We start from the raw sequence: 15,393 nt of genomic DNA on the forward strand, positions 1-15,393 counted from the left end.
GGCGCTGAAGGTGATCGGCGTGGAGCCATCTGCCGGCGCGGTGGTGACATCGGGCGTCAGGCTAGTTACTGCAGTCGTGCTTGCATTAACAATTAAATTGACATTCACTGATTGCAACTTTTGAGCATTGATGGAAGGGGTAATCGTCACCACTCCCACTTGAGTACCTGCGGTTAGTGTCGCGTGGTATATTCCTGCAGATGATTCAACGATAGTGCCCAAATGGATATCTTTATTAGCGGCGGCTTGATGTCGCAGTGTTGTTGTGTCGGCAGTAAAACTGCTAGACAGCATGAGTTGGCTGGCAACGCCGCTAACAGGCCTATTGTTCTGATCACGCAAAGTCACTGCTATTAGACTGGTCTCCAAGCCATCTGCAATCAGCATGTTTGGTGTTGCTGTTGTGATGGAATGTATGGCGCTAATATCTTGTTCATTCACTTTTATAACAGTCATTGCCTGATTAGACTTGTTTCCTTTAATGTCATAAGCGAAAGCATTTAATCGGTAATGGTTGGCATTATGATCGCCAGTGTGCTGATAAGGCGGTAATGTGATAGCAATGGTATTGATCGATGTTGGATTGAGCTTTCCTCCTGCCGCGACTAAACTGCCAGCATCCCACTCAATATGCTCAAGCGCATATTTGCTGGTGACCTGAGCCGTAACTGTCGTGGTTTCTCCCGCATAATTGTGAATATTTTCTGGTAAGCTGAGTTGGAGCATATCCTGTTTCTGATAATCAAGGATAATATGGTTATTGCGCTCGACCAAGTTGTAACGGTTGTCAGCCAGTGTACGATTTGTGGCTGAGGACTCTGGACTGATATGAGATTCCCAAGAATCACCTATGCGATAGTTTACCTGAAGGTTAATACTACTATCTTTTTGCCCTCCTTTACCTGCTCGGTGTTCCATTCCCGCTGTTAATAAAGGGATTGGGGTATAATTTACGCCGATGGTTACAGCATAAGGATCCTTCTGCTGATTATCTTTACCGAACAGAGCAACATTTTCACCGCGATATTTTTCATACGTTAGTTTTCCACCAATCTGCGGGTAAAAAGGGAGATAGGCTTCAACACGGAGGTCATAACCGTCAGCAGGACGTTCATTTTGGTCGGTAAAATTTTTCGACTGGTGCCAATCTGTCATACCAAAATAGTTATTGGCTGATAGTTTCAGATAGTCTGTCCAGACTTCAGCGCCCAGACCGATTCGTCGATTTTTACCAGTGATGTCGTTATCCAGGAAGGTGTTAGCGCCATACATCCAGTTGTTATGGAAGGTACGAAAACCGGTACCAATATTGACGGTGTTGCGGCTGTCTTTATTCCGAGCACCAAGTTGGGTAAATAAAATTGCATCTTTATTATCATAAAGTGGAAGGAAAATATCAGTAGCACTTCCATCTAGTTTATTGTTTTCATTTATGTTTAATTTTACGCGAGCAGTGCCGAATTGGTTTAACCATTGCCCTACAGAATTGTTAATTTCATTACTGGCGGCAGAACGCAGCATCCGTTCCCCAGATTTCGCAACATTCCCATTAGATAATACAGTTGCACTAGTATAGGCTTGGTTTGCTAGATTATTTTCTAAAGCCGTATCTGTATTTTCTTTCTTTATATTATCTACTGAAAACGGAGATTTTCTGCGTGGGACATCAATCTCATCTCCTGCTTGGAGACGTTCAAAAGAATGAGAAAAAAGGCGATGATGATTTAACTGACGCAGTGCATCTACTGTCATATTATATTTTTTTGCGACAGATAACGCTGTTTCTCCTTTTTTAAGGATGTAAGTTTCCGTGGAGATTGATTTTTTCTCTGTTTCATTTAATTGTGTTTGATTGTGATTTACACTTGCCATGGTTGGTGTGAAAACACTTAGCACAGGAAATATAAGCTGAATAACGATATTCAGCCAAGCAATTCTTCGTAAAAATGCCGTTCCAGAATGAAATGGACTTCTTTTCATATTGTCACCAATATATCTTTTAGGGTTAGTGAAACTTAATTTTAAGCGTGCGTTATTTAATTATCCATGGCGTTGTTTTTCATGGAAATGGTTGTCTCCTTGTTATCATGATTAATTTTTTGTTATTTTTTAATCAGATTAAATGAATGAATCAATAGAGGGCCTGGTACGACCCTCTAAAATTAAAAAACCACTCTCTCTTAATTATGGAACAGTTCATTCTTGTTAAAGAATGAACTGTTTAACTTGAAAATTAAGGGGTTACTTCAATAATCGTATATCCTACTCGATGGGGCTTTCTTCTTGGCGTTGTTTGAATAAATACCAGCGTTGGGCGAGAAATAAATGTCGGCGCCGTATAGCTAACTGAATAGATATTATCATTATGCGACACTTCGCCTAATGAGCCGTGTTCAGGGTAGAAATTCCATAGCTCCGGTTCGAAATCTAATGTGCTGGAAGCATGCAATGTAATAGATTCTCCAGTTTTTAGCCCTGCAAAAAAAGCTGGAATAACTTTAAATTCCATACGTGTCTCGGTACTTTTCAAGCAAATTAAGACAGAATCCTCCCCTCCTTGCAAATTGCTTGCTGTTGCTACCACCAGCGTGTAACCGTTCTTCATTTCTCCGGCACGTGGCGGAGTGTAAACGCCAGATGAACTAATAGAGCCATAGACCTCGCTATCAGAAGATATACGCCAGGATATACTGCTTGTCGAACTGCCAACAACATGGGCTTTAAGCTGTATTGGCGTAGCCTCCTCTTCTTTAATGACTATTAACGATGGTGTCACTGCGACAGAAGAAGGCACGATTGTTATAACTGCCATAGCCACTTTGCCATCGGTGGTTTTGGCCGTTACCACTACGGTTTGTGAAACACGATTGAGCATAGGTGGTGCTGTATACAGACCATTGTGATCAATACTCCCGATATCTTTGGGAAATATTTCCCAAACAACAGGCTTTTCTGTGTTTTTACTGAATTTAATCGTATCATTTACTGATATTGTGGATTTTAACGGTGTAATACTAAACGAAGTTAAAACGGGAGAGATATCGCCAAATAGCACCATATCCCCAGGGACATGAACGCTTTTTAGCGACACGATGTTATTGTTGGGAAATAGCAAATGGTTGGCTGCGAAGACATTGATATCAGGGATTTCAAAGTTAAATTTTTCTTCTATAACTGGAGGGATACGTTTTTCTAGATCTTTTGCCATGTCAGCTACTGAGGCACTTGTTGACCACCATGGACCATTGTAATCCAAAGATCGGATATCATATTTAGGATTGACTGAAGAAAATGAAATAATTTCATTTTTAGAATCAAGAGATAAAGATACCTTTGATGCACTTTTTAATGTTTCAAATTCTATTGTTCGAGTATATCCGTATTCTGAATATCCACCTACGCTACCTATCGTACCGAAAGAGCCAACAAAGGCCTCCCATCTATAATTCCTATCCCACCCGATTTCAATGTGATCGCCAGCCGGGCGCATGAAGCAACCTTCAATGCTGGCAATGAGATCGGTTTTTCTTGGATTATTTAAGCTATCGACAACCACGCTATAGCCATTCGAGTGCCATCCAAAACCGCTACCGTTTACCTTCCTGTAATAATTATCCTGTGTATCAATCCCACCTGATTGTGCATGTAAATAGGATGCAGGTCTTTGATTTTCTTTGTTATATTCCACGTTGAATTTTATACTAGGGAATTTTTCTTTTAGTACTGGTCCAATAATATCTGAAAATAGTGTTCGGCTACTGATTAACAAAGTGCTGTCGTGGTTTTCTGGAATTAACCACGGGAACGAATCTCTGGGTAAATCCCCACCAAGAGGATTATAATCCGTTGCGATAAATAGCAATACTGCACCATCACCATAATTTTTAGCACTACGCTGAGTAGAATTAGGTGCGGGCTGGGTAAAAATACGGAAGTGTCGCGGTGCTAGACCTCGGGTATCGTTCATTATCAACTGGCCTAATTCATAGGTTACTGCTTGGGTAAGCAGCCAGTTACGGAAAAACTCCATGACTTCAGCAGGTGGTTCTTGGATGATGTTTAGGATAGTCAACTCACTTTCACTAAAATTAATGAGCACTTTTCCATCTTCTTCAATATTTCCTTTTCCTGCTTTTAAGTTGATATCAAGTACCATGGAATAACCAAGCCCAGGTTCGACTTTTTGGTAGGTCTTCACTTGTCCATCGCTGTCCAGTTCAATAATCGAACCGGAAATAAAGTCAATGGTTGCTGTTGCTCGTGAATCACTAAGCGTCGTATTTTCAAATGAAATCAATGGTGGGCCCAGTACTAAATTTTCAAACAGGACATTTGCGCGCTTACCACTGACTGGTGAAAAATTCTCTTCATCTCGGACTTTTTCTATATATTGTTGTTCAAGCAATGTGTTAATTTTATTTCTATCGTAGGCGACAACAACGTCCCAGCCTAACGTTACACTTACATTTGATAATGTCTTAATGATTTCTTTAGCTGTAGTCATAGTATTATCCTTCAGTATGTAATTTGCTGTTTATAAAAAATAAAACAACGTCTTAATCACCTTTTGAAGAAGGTGAGTGCTTTTTATATTTCAATTGCTTGCAAACAGGCTGATCGATTTCGTTTTCGACGAAATTGACCTTAGCTTAGAGTCTGCCTGAATATTGAATTATTTATTTTATGAATTATTTTTGTAATTCATTGATATTTTAATAAATTAGTTGTGGTAAGGTTTCTCCTGAATGCGTTATTGGTTGATTTTTTTAATTAAACATTGAATTTATGTTTATCTTTTAATTGTTAGCATTCTATTTGTTATCGTGTTTTTGTATGTGCTGCTAATTGTTTTTTGTTTAATTGTTTTTTTATTAATAATAGACGTTTTTTATAAAAATCATGATTTAAATACATTCTCTGGTAAAGTATAGAACGTTATTTTTTTTTTTGTTGATTATGAATGAATTTGGGAAGTAACTATTTACGGCCGTTGTGTCACCGCGGTGACGTGCCACAATATATCCTTTATACGGACAGATCTCGGCAGACAGCGTTTTATACTGGTAAGAGAAAGGGTAGCGTTGTGCACTAGCGCAAAGGTGGAATCAATAATCGCATATTTGCCAATATTGATGAATTGAGATTAAGTGTTGCAGAAAAAGGCTGGGGCACTTTACAGGCAGGCATAGAGGTGATCTCATTAAATTTGTTAGCACAATGAGTAGATCACAAAAATTTTATACCTAGCTGCCTCTTTTCCTGGGGATTCCTCAGTCCGCCATATGCTTCGCTCGGTTGGAGATGCTGCAGCAATACACCATTCCATTTATGTTCATATCGGGTATCTCATTTCTTAATTGAGCTGGCATAATCATATGTTCTGACAGAAAAATTATGAACGAGCGTATGGTTATATTTCATACAAAAAAAGCTCCAGTAGGGAATTCAAAAACAGTTTACCGTGCTCGGTTATTTGCCAGTGCGCGGCGGTTTCCGTCAGGTAGCCTTGCGCCAGCGCCTGATCCAACTGCGGGCGGATGCTGTGTTCTTCCAGACCGGTATATGCCGTGAAATCCTCGCGCGGAGCGGCTTCCAGCAGGCGAAAGCGGTTCATGAAAAACTCAAAAGGCCGATCGTCGTTAGCAACATCGTGTTGTTTATCCAGATACGTGCCCTGCATATAGCCACGAGGATGGCGGACTTTTACCGTGCGCAGAATACGACCGTCGCTGAAGGTCAGCTTGCCGTGTGCGCCACAGCCAATCCCCAAATAGTCACCGAAGCGCCAGTAGTTCAGGTTGTGCTGGCACTGGTAGCCCGGCTTGGCATAGGCGGAAGTTTCATACTGCTGGTATCCCGCGGCGCTCAGTAGCGCATGGCCTTGTTCGTAGATGTCCCACAGCGCGTCGTCGTCCGGCAGTGTAGGCGGGCGCGAGCTAAACAGCGTATTCGGTTCGATGGTGAGCTGATACCACGACAGATGCGGCGGGTTGAGCGCAATGGCCTGACGCAGGTCGTCCAGCGCTTCTTCCAGCGATTGATCCGGCAAGCCGTGCATCAGGTCCAGATTAAAACTGCGTAATCCCAGACCGGTCGCCAGCTGCGCGGCGCGTCTGGCCTCGTCCGGGCCGTGAATACGACCAAGGCGTGTCAGCTTTTGCGGATCGAAACTCTGAACGCCGATGGAGATACGGTTAATGCCCGCGCGCTGATAGCCGCTGAAACGGTCGGCTTCAACCGTACCGGGATTGGCTTCCATCGTAATTTCGGCATCCGGCGTTAACGGAATTCTTGCCCGAACGCCGTCGAGCAGCGCCTGCATTGCTTCCGCGCTTAGCAGGCTGGGCGTGCCGCCGCCGATAAAGATCGAGTGCAGTTCACGACCGCTCGCTAGCGGTAAATCAGCATCCAGATCCGTCAGCAGATGATCGACATATTCCTGATGCGGCACGTCGCCTTTCAGCGCGTGAGAATTGAAGTCGCAATACGGGCATTTCTGTACGCACCACGGAATATGAATGTACAGGCTGAGCGGGGGAAGCTTAAGCATGGCGTAGCGCATCCAGCAACAGGCGCAGCGCCTGGCCGCGGTGAGACTGTGCGTTCTTCTCTTCACGCGTCAGTTCCGCTGCCGTTTTACCCAGCTCTGGCACGAAGAAGATCGGGTCATAGCCGAAGCCACCGCTACCTGCGGCTTCATGCGTCAGCACACCTTGCCAGCTACCGTGGCAGACAATCGGCGTCGGGTCTTCAGCGTGGCGCAGATACACCAGCACGCAGTGAAAGCTGGCGCGGCGCTGTTCGTCCGGCACATCTTTTAGTGTCAGCAGCAGCTTATCCAGATTTTGCTGGTCGCTGGCACCCATATCCGCGTAGCGTGCCGAGTAAATGCCTGGTGCACCGCCCAGCGCATCGACAGCCAGACCGGAATCATCGGCAATCGCCGGCAATCCTGTGATTTGTGCTGCATGACGTGCTTTCAGGATGGCGTTTTCGATAAAGGTCAGGCCAGTTTCTTCGGCGGAATCCACACCTAGCTCAGTCTGAGCCACAATATCCAGACCGAAATCGGCCAGCAAGCTGGCGAGCTCGCGCACTTTACCGGGGTTTCCGGTAGCCAAAACCACTTTTTGCATCGTCTTGTCCTGCGTATTTATTCAATCGTGTTTATTCAATGAAGCCCGCGACATCAGCCGGGATGTGTTGCGGATGGGTAATTCTAATCTGTTTATGCCGTCCGAGTTCGCCTTTTTCAATCACGACCAGACTCTTGGCGACTCGAAACTGTTTGGCGAGGAATTTGGTCAGATGGGCATTGGCCTGCCCATCAACCGGCGGAGCGGTGATGGCGACTTTCAGTTCGTCGCCATGCAAACCCACGATCTGGTCCCGACTGGCTTTCGGCTGAATATACAGCCGAATCACCAGCGCATCGCCGTGGCGGGTAATGGCACTCACAGCAGGAACCACAGCCCTGGGAATAGGTCCATGCCCAGATAGTTGAGCATATATAGAATCAGAATCACCGCCATCGCGGAGAAATCGATGCCGCCCATAACCGGAATAATGCGGCGGAGCGGCGCCATCAGCGGTTCGGTCAACTGGTGCAGCAGATATTCGATGGGGCTACGGCCCTGACTGACCCAGCTCATAATCGAACGGATGATGATGACCCAGAAAACCAAATAGCCCGCGGATTTAATCAGCGAAATGAGCCCGACCAGCAGGTTCATTGGGCTAAGGGAAATCGCGCCAACCTGAATCAGCAGCAGTAACGGGTATTTGATCGTCGTGAGAATAAAAGCCAGCAGCAGCGAGGCGCTGTCAATCGGCCCTAACGACGGCAGAATGCGGCGTAGCGGCCCGACAATCGGCTGGGTGATTTTGACGACAAACTGCGACAGCGGGTTATAGAAATCGCTGCGTGACCACTGCATCCAGATGCGTAGCAGCAGGACCATTACATAGAGGTCGACCAGCGTTTTGACCAGAAAAGTCAGGGTGAGCATAAGTACGTCTTTTCCTTAATAAGATAAAGAATCGGGGAACCCGCTTTGGTTAAAAAAGCGTTTCCATTTCCTGTGCGCGAGCAATTGCCGCCTGCATGGCTTCAGCCACGGTTTGCGTCAACTGCTGTTCGTTAAATACCCGTAAGGCTTCTGCTGTGGTACCGCCCTTGGACGTCACATTTTCCCGCAGTGTCGATAGCGGCGTATCGGGATTGGCTTCAACCAGTGCGGCAGCGCCGGACGCGGCCTGTTGCACCAGTAGGCGAGCCGTTTCCTGGCTGAACCCCTGACGAATGGCTTCCTGCTGCATCGCTTCCATAAACAGGAAGAAATAGGCCGGTGCGCTGCCCGCTGCGGCGATCACGCCGTTAATACCTTGTTCGCTCTCCACCCAGCAAATTTTACCGACGCTTTGCATCAGCTGTGCGGTGAAGTCTTTATCTGCCTGACTGACGGAGGCGGGGGCATACATCCCGCTCATGCCTTTGCCGACCAGAGACGGCGTGTTTGGCATAATTCGCACGATATTCAGTGGCTCGCCCAGCAGTGCTTGGAAACGGACGATGTTGATGCCTGCTGCAATCGAAAGCACCAGTTTACCGCTGAAGTTGACCTGTTCACGTAGCGGTTCGCAAACCGTTGCCATCATCTGCGGCTTGACGGCCAGCACAATGATGTCGGCTTCCTGAGCGCAGCGTACATTGTCCGCGCTGCTGACGACGCCATATTGTGCAGCCAGCGCATCGCGGTTCTTACCCGAAGGCGCGCAGACGCTGATGTGTTGAGCGGGATAACCGCCGTTGACCAATCCGGCGATAATGGCCTGCGCCATATTCCCGGCACCAATAAACGCTATTTTACGTTGCTGCATCTGCATTATCGCTGATCACCTGTTCCGTTTGTATTCTGTCAAAGATGACGTGCCGTTCAGGGCGTGCCCTGCTGTTGATTCGCTTTTGACTGACTGTTTATACGCTTTTGGCTGAATAGTCCCGCGCACCAAAGATTGCCGTACCAATGCGCACCAATGTGCTGCCTGCGGTAATCGCCGCACGCATGTCGTCCGTCATCCCCATAGAAAGTGTATCAATATGCGGATGATTTGCAGACAACGTTTGGAACAGCACGGCCATTTGCTTGAAAACAGCAAGCTGCTGCTCATAATCGGTTTCCGGTGCCGGAATTGCCATCAGGCCACGCAGGCGCAGGTTGGGCAGTGCGACGACGCTGGCGGCGAGTTCCGCGAGTTCATCGACCATAATGCCGGATTTGCTCGGTTCACCGCTGATATTAATCTGCAACAGAACGTTTAACGGCGGCAAGGTGGCCGGACGTTGTTCACTCAGACGTTGCGCAATGCGCAGGCGATCCACGGTGTGAAACCAGTCAAAATTCTCAGCCACCAGCCGACTTTTATTTGACTGTAGCGGGCCGATAAAGTGCCACTCCAACGGCGTGTCCGGGTGGTTTTCCTGGAAATAATGGATCTTCTCCACGCCTTCCTGAACATAGTTCTCGCCAAACGCCCGTTGCCCTGCCGCGATGGCTTCTTCGATCGCGCTCACAGGTTTGGTTTTACTGACTGCAAGTAGCGTAATTTCTTCTGGTGCCTGCGCGCAATGCGCCGCAGCGGTGGCGATTTGCTGCCGGATGTCCTGTAGATTCTGCTGGATTGTCGTCATGGTTATTCAGGAGGTTAATCTATGGAATTGGATGAGTGGATGGCGCGTAGTGTAAAACATAATGCCTCGGATCTGCACCTTTGTAGCGGTCATCCGCCGGTGTTGCGTGTGGACGGGCGGCTACAGCCTGAAAATACCTTACCACGTTTAACGCCGGAGCAGGTGGCGCAATGGTGCGATGCCTGGCTTGAACCGGCTCAGCGCGAGCAACTGCGGCAGGCTGGTCAGGTGGATGGGGCATTAATGTTGCCCGATGGACAACGCCTGCGGGTGAATGTGTTTCGCCAGCGTGAGGGGCTGTCTGCGGCGCTGCGTGTTATTCCATCCGCTCAGCCTTCATTGGAAGCGCTACACGCGCCACCCGTTTTCTCGACGCTGCTGGAGAAACCGAACGGACTGATCCTGATTACTGGGGCGACGGGGAGCGGCAAATCCACGACGCTAGCGGCCATGCTTGGGGCGTTAAACGATCGCTGCGATCGCCATGTGATTACGCTGGAGGACCCGATCGAGTTTATCCATACCAGCCGACGCTGCCTGATTCAACAGCGGGAGATCGGTGCGCATAGCGCGTCGTTTGCACAGGCATTACGGGCCGCATTGCGGGAGGATCCCGATGTCATTCTGCTGGGAGAACTGCGCGATACGGAGACGATTCGGCTGGCGCTGACGGCGGCGGAAACCGGCCATCTGGTGTTGTCGACGCTGCATACCCGCAGCGCATCGCAGGTGGTCGATCGTCTGGTTGACGTCTTTCCTGGTGAAGAGAAAGCCTATGTTCGCAGCCAGTTAGCTACCTGTTTGCAGGCGGTGGTGACGCAAACACTTTTGCCTGCCGCGCAAGGGGGGCGAATCGCGCTTTATGAAGTACTGACCGCCACCGCGGCAGTCAGTAATCTGATTCGGGAAGGGAAAACGCACCAACTCCCCGGCCTGATTCAGACGGGAGCCGCTGCGGGAATGCAAACGTTTGAGCAAAGCTACCAGCAGCGCTGTCGGGATGGGCTTATTTCACACAGTTGCGACCTTGCCGTTTAGCGGCATAAAGGTTTTCATCGGCTAACTGAATCCAATTTTCAACAGAAGTGAGATTGGCGTGATAGGTAGAAATTCCTGCGCTGATCGTGAAATGTAGGCTCTGGTTATCGTATTCCAACGCATGTTGTTCGATATCTTTACGAATACGTTCAATCGTCATCACCGCTGTTTGATACGAGACATCTTTTAGCAGGATGATGAATTCTTCACCTCCGAGGCGGGCGACCAGATCTTCCTGACGCAGCGACATGCGCATGAACATTGCCAGCTCTTTCAGGACGGCATCACCAGCCAGATGGCCGTATTGGTCATTGATGTTTTTGAATAAATCGATATCAATAATTGCCAGACAGCTTTTGTCCGTGTGCTGGTTTTGCTGCCTGAGCAGAAAAAAGGCGCTAGCCTGCTCGAAGAAGCTGCTGCGGTTCGGTAGGCCGGTAAGAAAGTCATGCCCTGCGTTAAAGCGGAGAGACGCTTCTATCTGTGTGCGTTCATCTTCCAATGAACGGGCATGAATGATGGTACCGAGTGTTTTCACCAGCGGTGCTAGTAAATCGATCATCGTTTGATCGTAACCTTCTCGCCGGTTAGCTAGTGCGATCATCCCGATCGCTTTGCCGCTATGAGTGATGGGGATGCCAAGTAGAGAATACAGTGCAGGATGCACGGGAGGCAGATCTCGACCAGCCTTTTGCCTTGATAGATTATTAGTGCATACCACCGTGTTATGCGTCACCACGTGGCCAAACAGATTATCCAGTTTACGGAGTCTCAGGCCGCCATGCGTTCTGCGCTGGTGCCTGTACCAGTTCAGGGTTTCTTCATCCCAGGCCAGGTTGGAAATCGCGGGAAGATAGAGCGACTGGCCGTCTTCATCTTCCTGCAATGTGGCAATGAAGCCGAAGGTACTGTTGGTGACGCTGAGCAGTCGCTCAAAGACTTTATCGCAGGCGGAAGGCAGATTGTGGTCGAGCAGAAAGCTGTCGTGGACTGACAGCAGGATATCGAGAATGATGCCTTGCTGATGGGCTTTCTTTTCGGTTTCGACGTTTTGCGTGATGTTGTGAGCATATTTGATGATTTTTCTCACATTTCCTTCACTGTCCATGACTGGGCTATAGGTTGCCTGTATCCAGAATGAATGGCTGTCTTTGCCCAGTCTATGGAAGCGTCCGCTGATAGGGTGGCCTCGATGCAAGGTTTCCCAGAATATTTGGTAGTCGGCTTGTTCGGTATAAATAGGGTCGCAGAGCAATTTATGATGTTGACCGAGAATTTCTTTTTCTTCATAGCCTGTTAGCATCAGATAGTGCTTATTGACATGGGTGATGTACCCTTCTTTATCAAATTCGATCACGCCTTGCGCATTTTCAATTGCATCTAGCTGTGCCCGATGTTCCGACATCAGGCGTTTTTCCTGAGTAATATCAAGCGCCAGTTTTATGACGCCAATGCGGTGACCTGAACGATCAATAATTGGTGTATAGGCAGCATGGAGCCAAATGATATCCCCTTTTTGGGTTTTTCTTTGGAATTCCCCTGCCTTGATATTCCCTTTGAGTACACTGTGCCAGAAATGGTCATGTTTTTGGCGCTGCGCTTCTGGCAGGAAAAGCGTGTGGTTTTTCTGAATAATATCTTCTTTTTTATAGCCGAGTATTTTGCAAAAAAGAGGATTGGCTTCAATCAGTTTCCCTGCCAGGTCGAATTCGGCGATGGCATAGATGGAATCAAGCGCGTGCAGTTTGGCTTCATTGTCAAACCTCTTAATGAAATCAACATCAACTGACTGATTATTCATGTTTATCTCTGCCTATATTTTTTCTGTCTTTACCCTTGATTCGCTGTTATCAGAGGTATTTGTTTTATCATTATGCCGTCTGCAGTGTTATCGGGTGATTGGCAGTCCCCCTTTTTCTTTACGCGGAATCAATGGGCTGAATTAATAAAATAGTGTGCTATTAATTAATGGACTAAATGTTTTATTAATAATTAATAGACTGAAACGCATAAATAATATCACCAACAAGGAGTTTGTCTTATTGTCTTTTTATTCAATGTGTTGAGGCTGTAATGCTATTTTTTTTATGCTGAAACCCTATTTATACGCTTGTATGTAAAAACAGAGAATAGCGGTAAAAAATAATACTCAAATTATCTGAAACTATAACCTATAAAATAGGTGCTTTAAGAGATAAGTGGGTTCATGACTTTTCTCATTATTTATTCGATTTTTTAGGCGCAGTGCGGAGTAAATAGAGAGCAGAGGCTATTCTTCGGAATGTCGGCGGCCTGCATTGGTGCTGACCTCCGACGGTATAATGCATTAATTAGTTTAAGAAAGGCGGGGTTCTACCTGAAACAGTGCCATGGACCGCATTAGCTGCTGAGACTGCTGTTCTAACGACAGCGTCGTCACTGATGAGGCTTTGACGAGCTGTGCGTTGTGCTGAGCGACTTTGTCGATCTGTGTGAAGGCGATGTTAACCTGCTCAATACCACGGTGCTGTTCTTGCGTGGCGGTGGAAATGTCTCGCATCAGTTGCGTAATACGGATGATTTCGTCGGTCACTTCATCCATGGTTTCGCCCGCCTTGGACGCTAGCTCAAGCCCTTCGGACACGCGCGTTTGGGAATCTAAAATCAATGCGCGGATCTCTTTCGCCGCCTGTGCGCTATGTTGCGCCAGATTACGCACTTCTCCGGCGACGACGGCAAAGCCTCTGCCTTGTTCGCCTGCGCGAGCGGACTCAACAGAGGCATTCAGTGCCAGGATGTTGGTCTGGAACGCAATGCCGTCAATGACGCTGAGAATGTCATTGATGCGCTTGGCGCTGGTGGCGATCTCCTGCATTTTTTCAATGACGTAACAGACAGACTCGTTGCTGCGGCTGCTGGTGTTTGAGACGTTATTGGCGAGCTGATGCGCGAGTTCCGCGTGATCGGCATTGAGTTTCACTGTCGCGCTCAATTGCTCCATGCTTGCTGCCGTCTGTTCCAGTGCGGCAACGGATTCTTCGGTGCGTTGGGAAAGCAGTGTGTTCTCTTCAAACAGTTCGCGGCTGCCTAAATCGATTTGCGTGCTGGCATCGCGTACCTGACTCACCGACTCCAGTAGCGCTCCCTGCATGTGGCCAATGGCATCGTTGAGCCTTCCTAGTTCGTTGTCTCCACCTTGAATCAAACGACGCGTCAGATTCCCAGCAGCGACCTGTTCCAACTGTTCAATCGCATAATCGAGAGGTTTGAGTAGCATATGTCGCAGTGCGATCCAGGCTAATGCGACCAGCGTGATAGAGAGCAGGCAGGCAATCGCAATCAGTAACAGCATAATGCGTTCATTACGTTCGGACTGTGCCAGACCCTGTTCAGAAAGCTGTTGGGCATACTGACGGAAGTTTTGGATCGATAAATCAAAGGCTTCACTCAGTGGGCCGAGCTGTTTTTCCAGGGCTTCATAATATTCGTCGGTATACTGTTTTTGCAGCGCGCTCAGCATCGGGGTCATTCCCTGCTGAAAATAGGCCTGATAGGTTTTCAGTACCTCCTGTGCCAGCGCTTGCTGTTTGGGATCGGCATTGGCTGATTTGATCACGCGTTCAATGTCTTCCTGCGATTGGCGCAGATGTTTCTCTACGACTCCAGTTTCCTTGGCACCGTCGTCCAGCAGGCCGATTTCAATTTTCCTGACGGCGAGCGTTGCTGAGGCGCGCGCGCTGAGCGTCTGGTTATAGCCGCTCATCAGGTTGCCCAGCTCAATGCCCTGAATCTGATTTTGTGCTGTCAGCGTTTCCCTGTCTTTCTTAATGGCGACTACGCCCATGCTGCTGACGATAAGCAGTAACAGGGTGGTTAGCAGCAATAACGTTAATAAGCCGGTACGAATAGAAATATTTTTCAACCCCATGGTGTCCTTTTCCTTACGCCGCCTTCGTGGGTGATAACCCAGTCATCATTGGATGTGGTGTGTGCAACGGGAGAGAATACGTTATCTGTGTTGCGGTGAGATAAAATTAAAAAGCTATGGCAGGCGTAAAAAGGCTTGGGCAAGAAGAGCGTAGCCGAGAGGCTTCCCGCAACACAGGCTTCTCTCAACACAAAGGGTATAAATAATTAGCCGTAGCGTTTACGCCTGGTTTATTATCTGTTAATAGCGTTGGTTTTTCAGGGGCGTACTCAATACGCCAGTCAATGATACCCAGAGGTATCCGAGGTTTATGTGCAGTTAACAAGTTTTACGGATTATGGTTTGCGAGCGCTGATTTACATGGCATCGCTGCCGGGCGGGAAAATGACCAGCATTTCGGAAGTAACGGAAGTGTATGGCGTGTCTCGTAATCATATGGTCAAAATTATCAATCAACTTAGTCGTGCTGGGTTGGTGATGGCCGTGCGCGGCAAGAATGGCGGTATCCGTCTTGGAAAACCGGCAGAAACCATCCGAATTGGCGATGTCGTGCGCGAATTGGAGCCGCTCACGCTGGTTAACTGTAGCCATGAATTTTGCCACATTACGCCAGCCTGTCGCTTAAAGCAGGTGCTTCAACAGGCGGTACAAAATTTCCTGCATGAGCTGGATCAATACACGCTGGCTGATATGGTCAAAGAAAACCCGCCGCTTTATAAATTATTGTTGGTTGAATGAATTTTGTTCAGCCTCCTGC

At 47.7% G+C, this 15,393-nt stretch carries 12 protein-coding genes; 2 read left to right on the forward strand and 10 right to left on the reverse strand.

Features of this window, described 5'->3' with window-relative positions; translation table 11 throughout:
* The 8 genes from K7X24_RS16090 to K7X24_RS16125 all read right to left on the reverse strand — a co-directional run.
* Positions 1 to 1,980 (reverse strand): inverse autotransporter beta domain-containing protein (locus K7X24_RS16090; RefSeq protein ID WP_224555795.1); only part of this gene is annotated, 1,980 nt, incomplete at its 3' end.
* A 253-nt stretch (positions 1,981 to 2,233) separates the two neighbouring features.
* Positions 2,234 to 4,504 (reverse strand): hypothetical protein, encoded by a 2,271-nt coding sequence (locus K7X24_RS16095; protein WP_224555796.1) that lies wholly within the window; start codon positions 4,502 to 4,504, stop codon positions 2,234 to 2,236.
* A 906-nt stretch (positions 4,505 to 5,410) separates the two neighbouring features.
* Entirely contained in the window at positions 5,411 to 6,550 is a 1,140-nt protein-coding gene (gene hemW / locus K7X24_RS16100; RefSeq protein WP_224555797.1) for a radical SAM family heme chaperone HemW, read from the reverse strand.
* On the reverse strand, positions 6,543 to 7,136 hold the full coding sequence (gene rdgB / locus K7X24_RS16105) for an RdgB/HAM1 family non-canonical purine NTP pyrophosphatase (RefSeq protein WP_224555798.1): 594 nt from the start codon (positions 7,134 to 7,136) through the stop codon (positions 6,543 to 6,545). Before rdgB ends, hemW begins: the two co-directional genes overlap by 8 nt.
* 31 nt (positions 7,137 to 7,167) lie before the next feature.
* Entirely contained in the window at positions 7,168 to 7,458 is a 291-nt protein-coding gene (gene yggU, locus K7X24_RS16110) for a DUF167 family protein YggU (RefSeq protein ID WP_010295005.1), read from the reverse strand.
* A complete protein-coding gene (locus K7X24_RS16115; protein WP_010295003.1) occupies positions 7,455 to 8,009 on the reverse strand; it encodes a YggT family protein in 555 nt (184 codons plus the stop codon). Before K7X24_RS16115 ends, yggU begins: the two co-directional genes overlap by 4 nt.
* A 49-nt stretch (positions 8,010 to 8,058) precedes the next feature.
* Positions 8,059 to 8,880, reverse strand: coding sequence for a pyrroline-5-carboxylate reductase (proC, locus tag K7X24_RS16120; RefSeq protein WP_224555894.1), 822 nt, complete (start codon positions 8,878 to 8,880; stop codon positions 8,059 to 8,061).
* 97 nt (positions 8,881 to 8,977) lie between these two features.
* Positions 8,978 to 9,691, reverse strand: coding sequence for a YggS family pyridoxal phosphate-dependent enzyme (locus tag K7X24_RS16125; protein ID WP_224555799.1), 714 nt, complete (start codon positions 9,689 to 9,691; stop codon positions 8,978 to 8,980).
* 21 nt (positions 9,692 to 9,712) lie between these two features.
* On the opposite strand from K7X24_RS16125, the gene K7X24_RS16130 reads away from it, so the two are divergent.
* A complete protein-coding gene (locus K7X24_RS16130) occupies positions 9,713 to 10,729 on the forward strand; it encodes a type IV pilus twitching motility protein PilT (RefSeq protein ID WP_224555800.1) in 1,017 nt (338 codons plus the stop codon).
* Here the strand turns inward: K7X24_RS16130 and K7X24_RS16135 are convergent.
* Both K7X24_RS16135 and K7X24_RS16140 read right to left on the reverse strand, forming a co-directional pair.
* Positions 10,698 to 12,530, reverse strand: a complete 1,833-nt coding sequence (locus K7X24_RS16135; protein WP_224555801.1) for a diguanylate cyclase — start codon at positions 12,528 to 12,530, stop codon at positions 10,698 to 10,700. The two genes, K7X24_RS16130 and K7X24_RS16135, sit on opposite strands and share 32 nt — an antisense overlap.
* Before the next feature lie 534 nt (positions 12,531 to 13,064).
* Positions 13,065 to 14,636 carry a methyl-accepting chemotaxis protein gene (locus K7X24_RS16140; RefSeq protein WP_224555802.1) on the reverse strand — a complete coding sequence of 524 codons (1,572 nt, stop codon included), beginning with the start codon at positions 14,634 to 14,636 and terminating at the stop codon, positions 13,065 to 13,067.
* A gap of 312 nt (positions 14,637 to 14,948) precedes the next feature.
* On the opposite strand from K7X24_RS16140, the gene nsrR reads away from it, so the two are divergent.
* A complete protein-coding gene (gene nsrR / locus K7X24_RS16145) occupies positions 14,949 to 15,374 on the forward strand; it encodes a nitric oxide-sensing transcriptional repressor NsrR (RefSeq protein ID WP_010279087.1) in 426 nt (141 codons plus the stop codon).
* Positions 15,375 to 15,393: the final 19 nt, after the last annotated feature.

The sequence above is a fragment of the Pectobacterium versatile genome (assembly GCF_020166435.1).
Lineage (GTDB): Bacteria > Pseudomonadota > Gammaproteobacteria > Enterobacterales > Enterobacteriaceae > Pectobacterium > Pectobacterium versatile.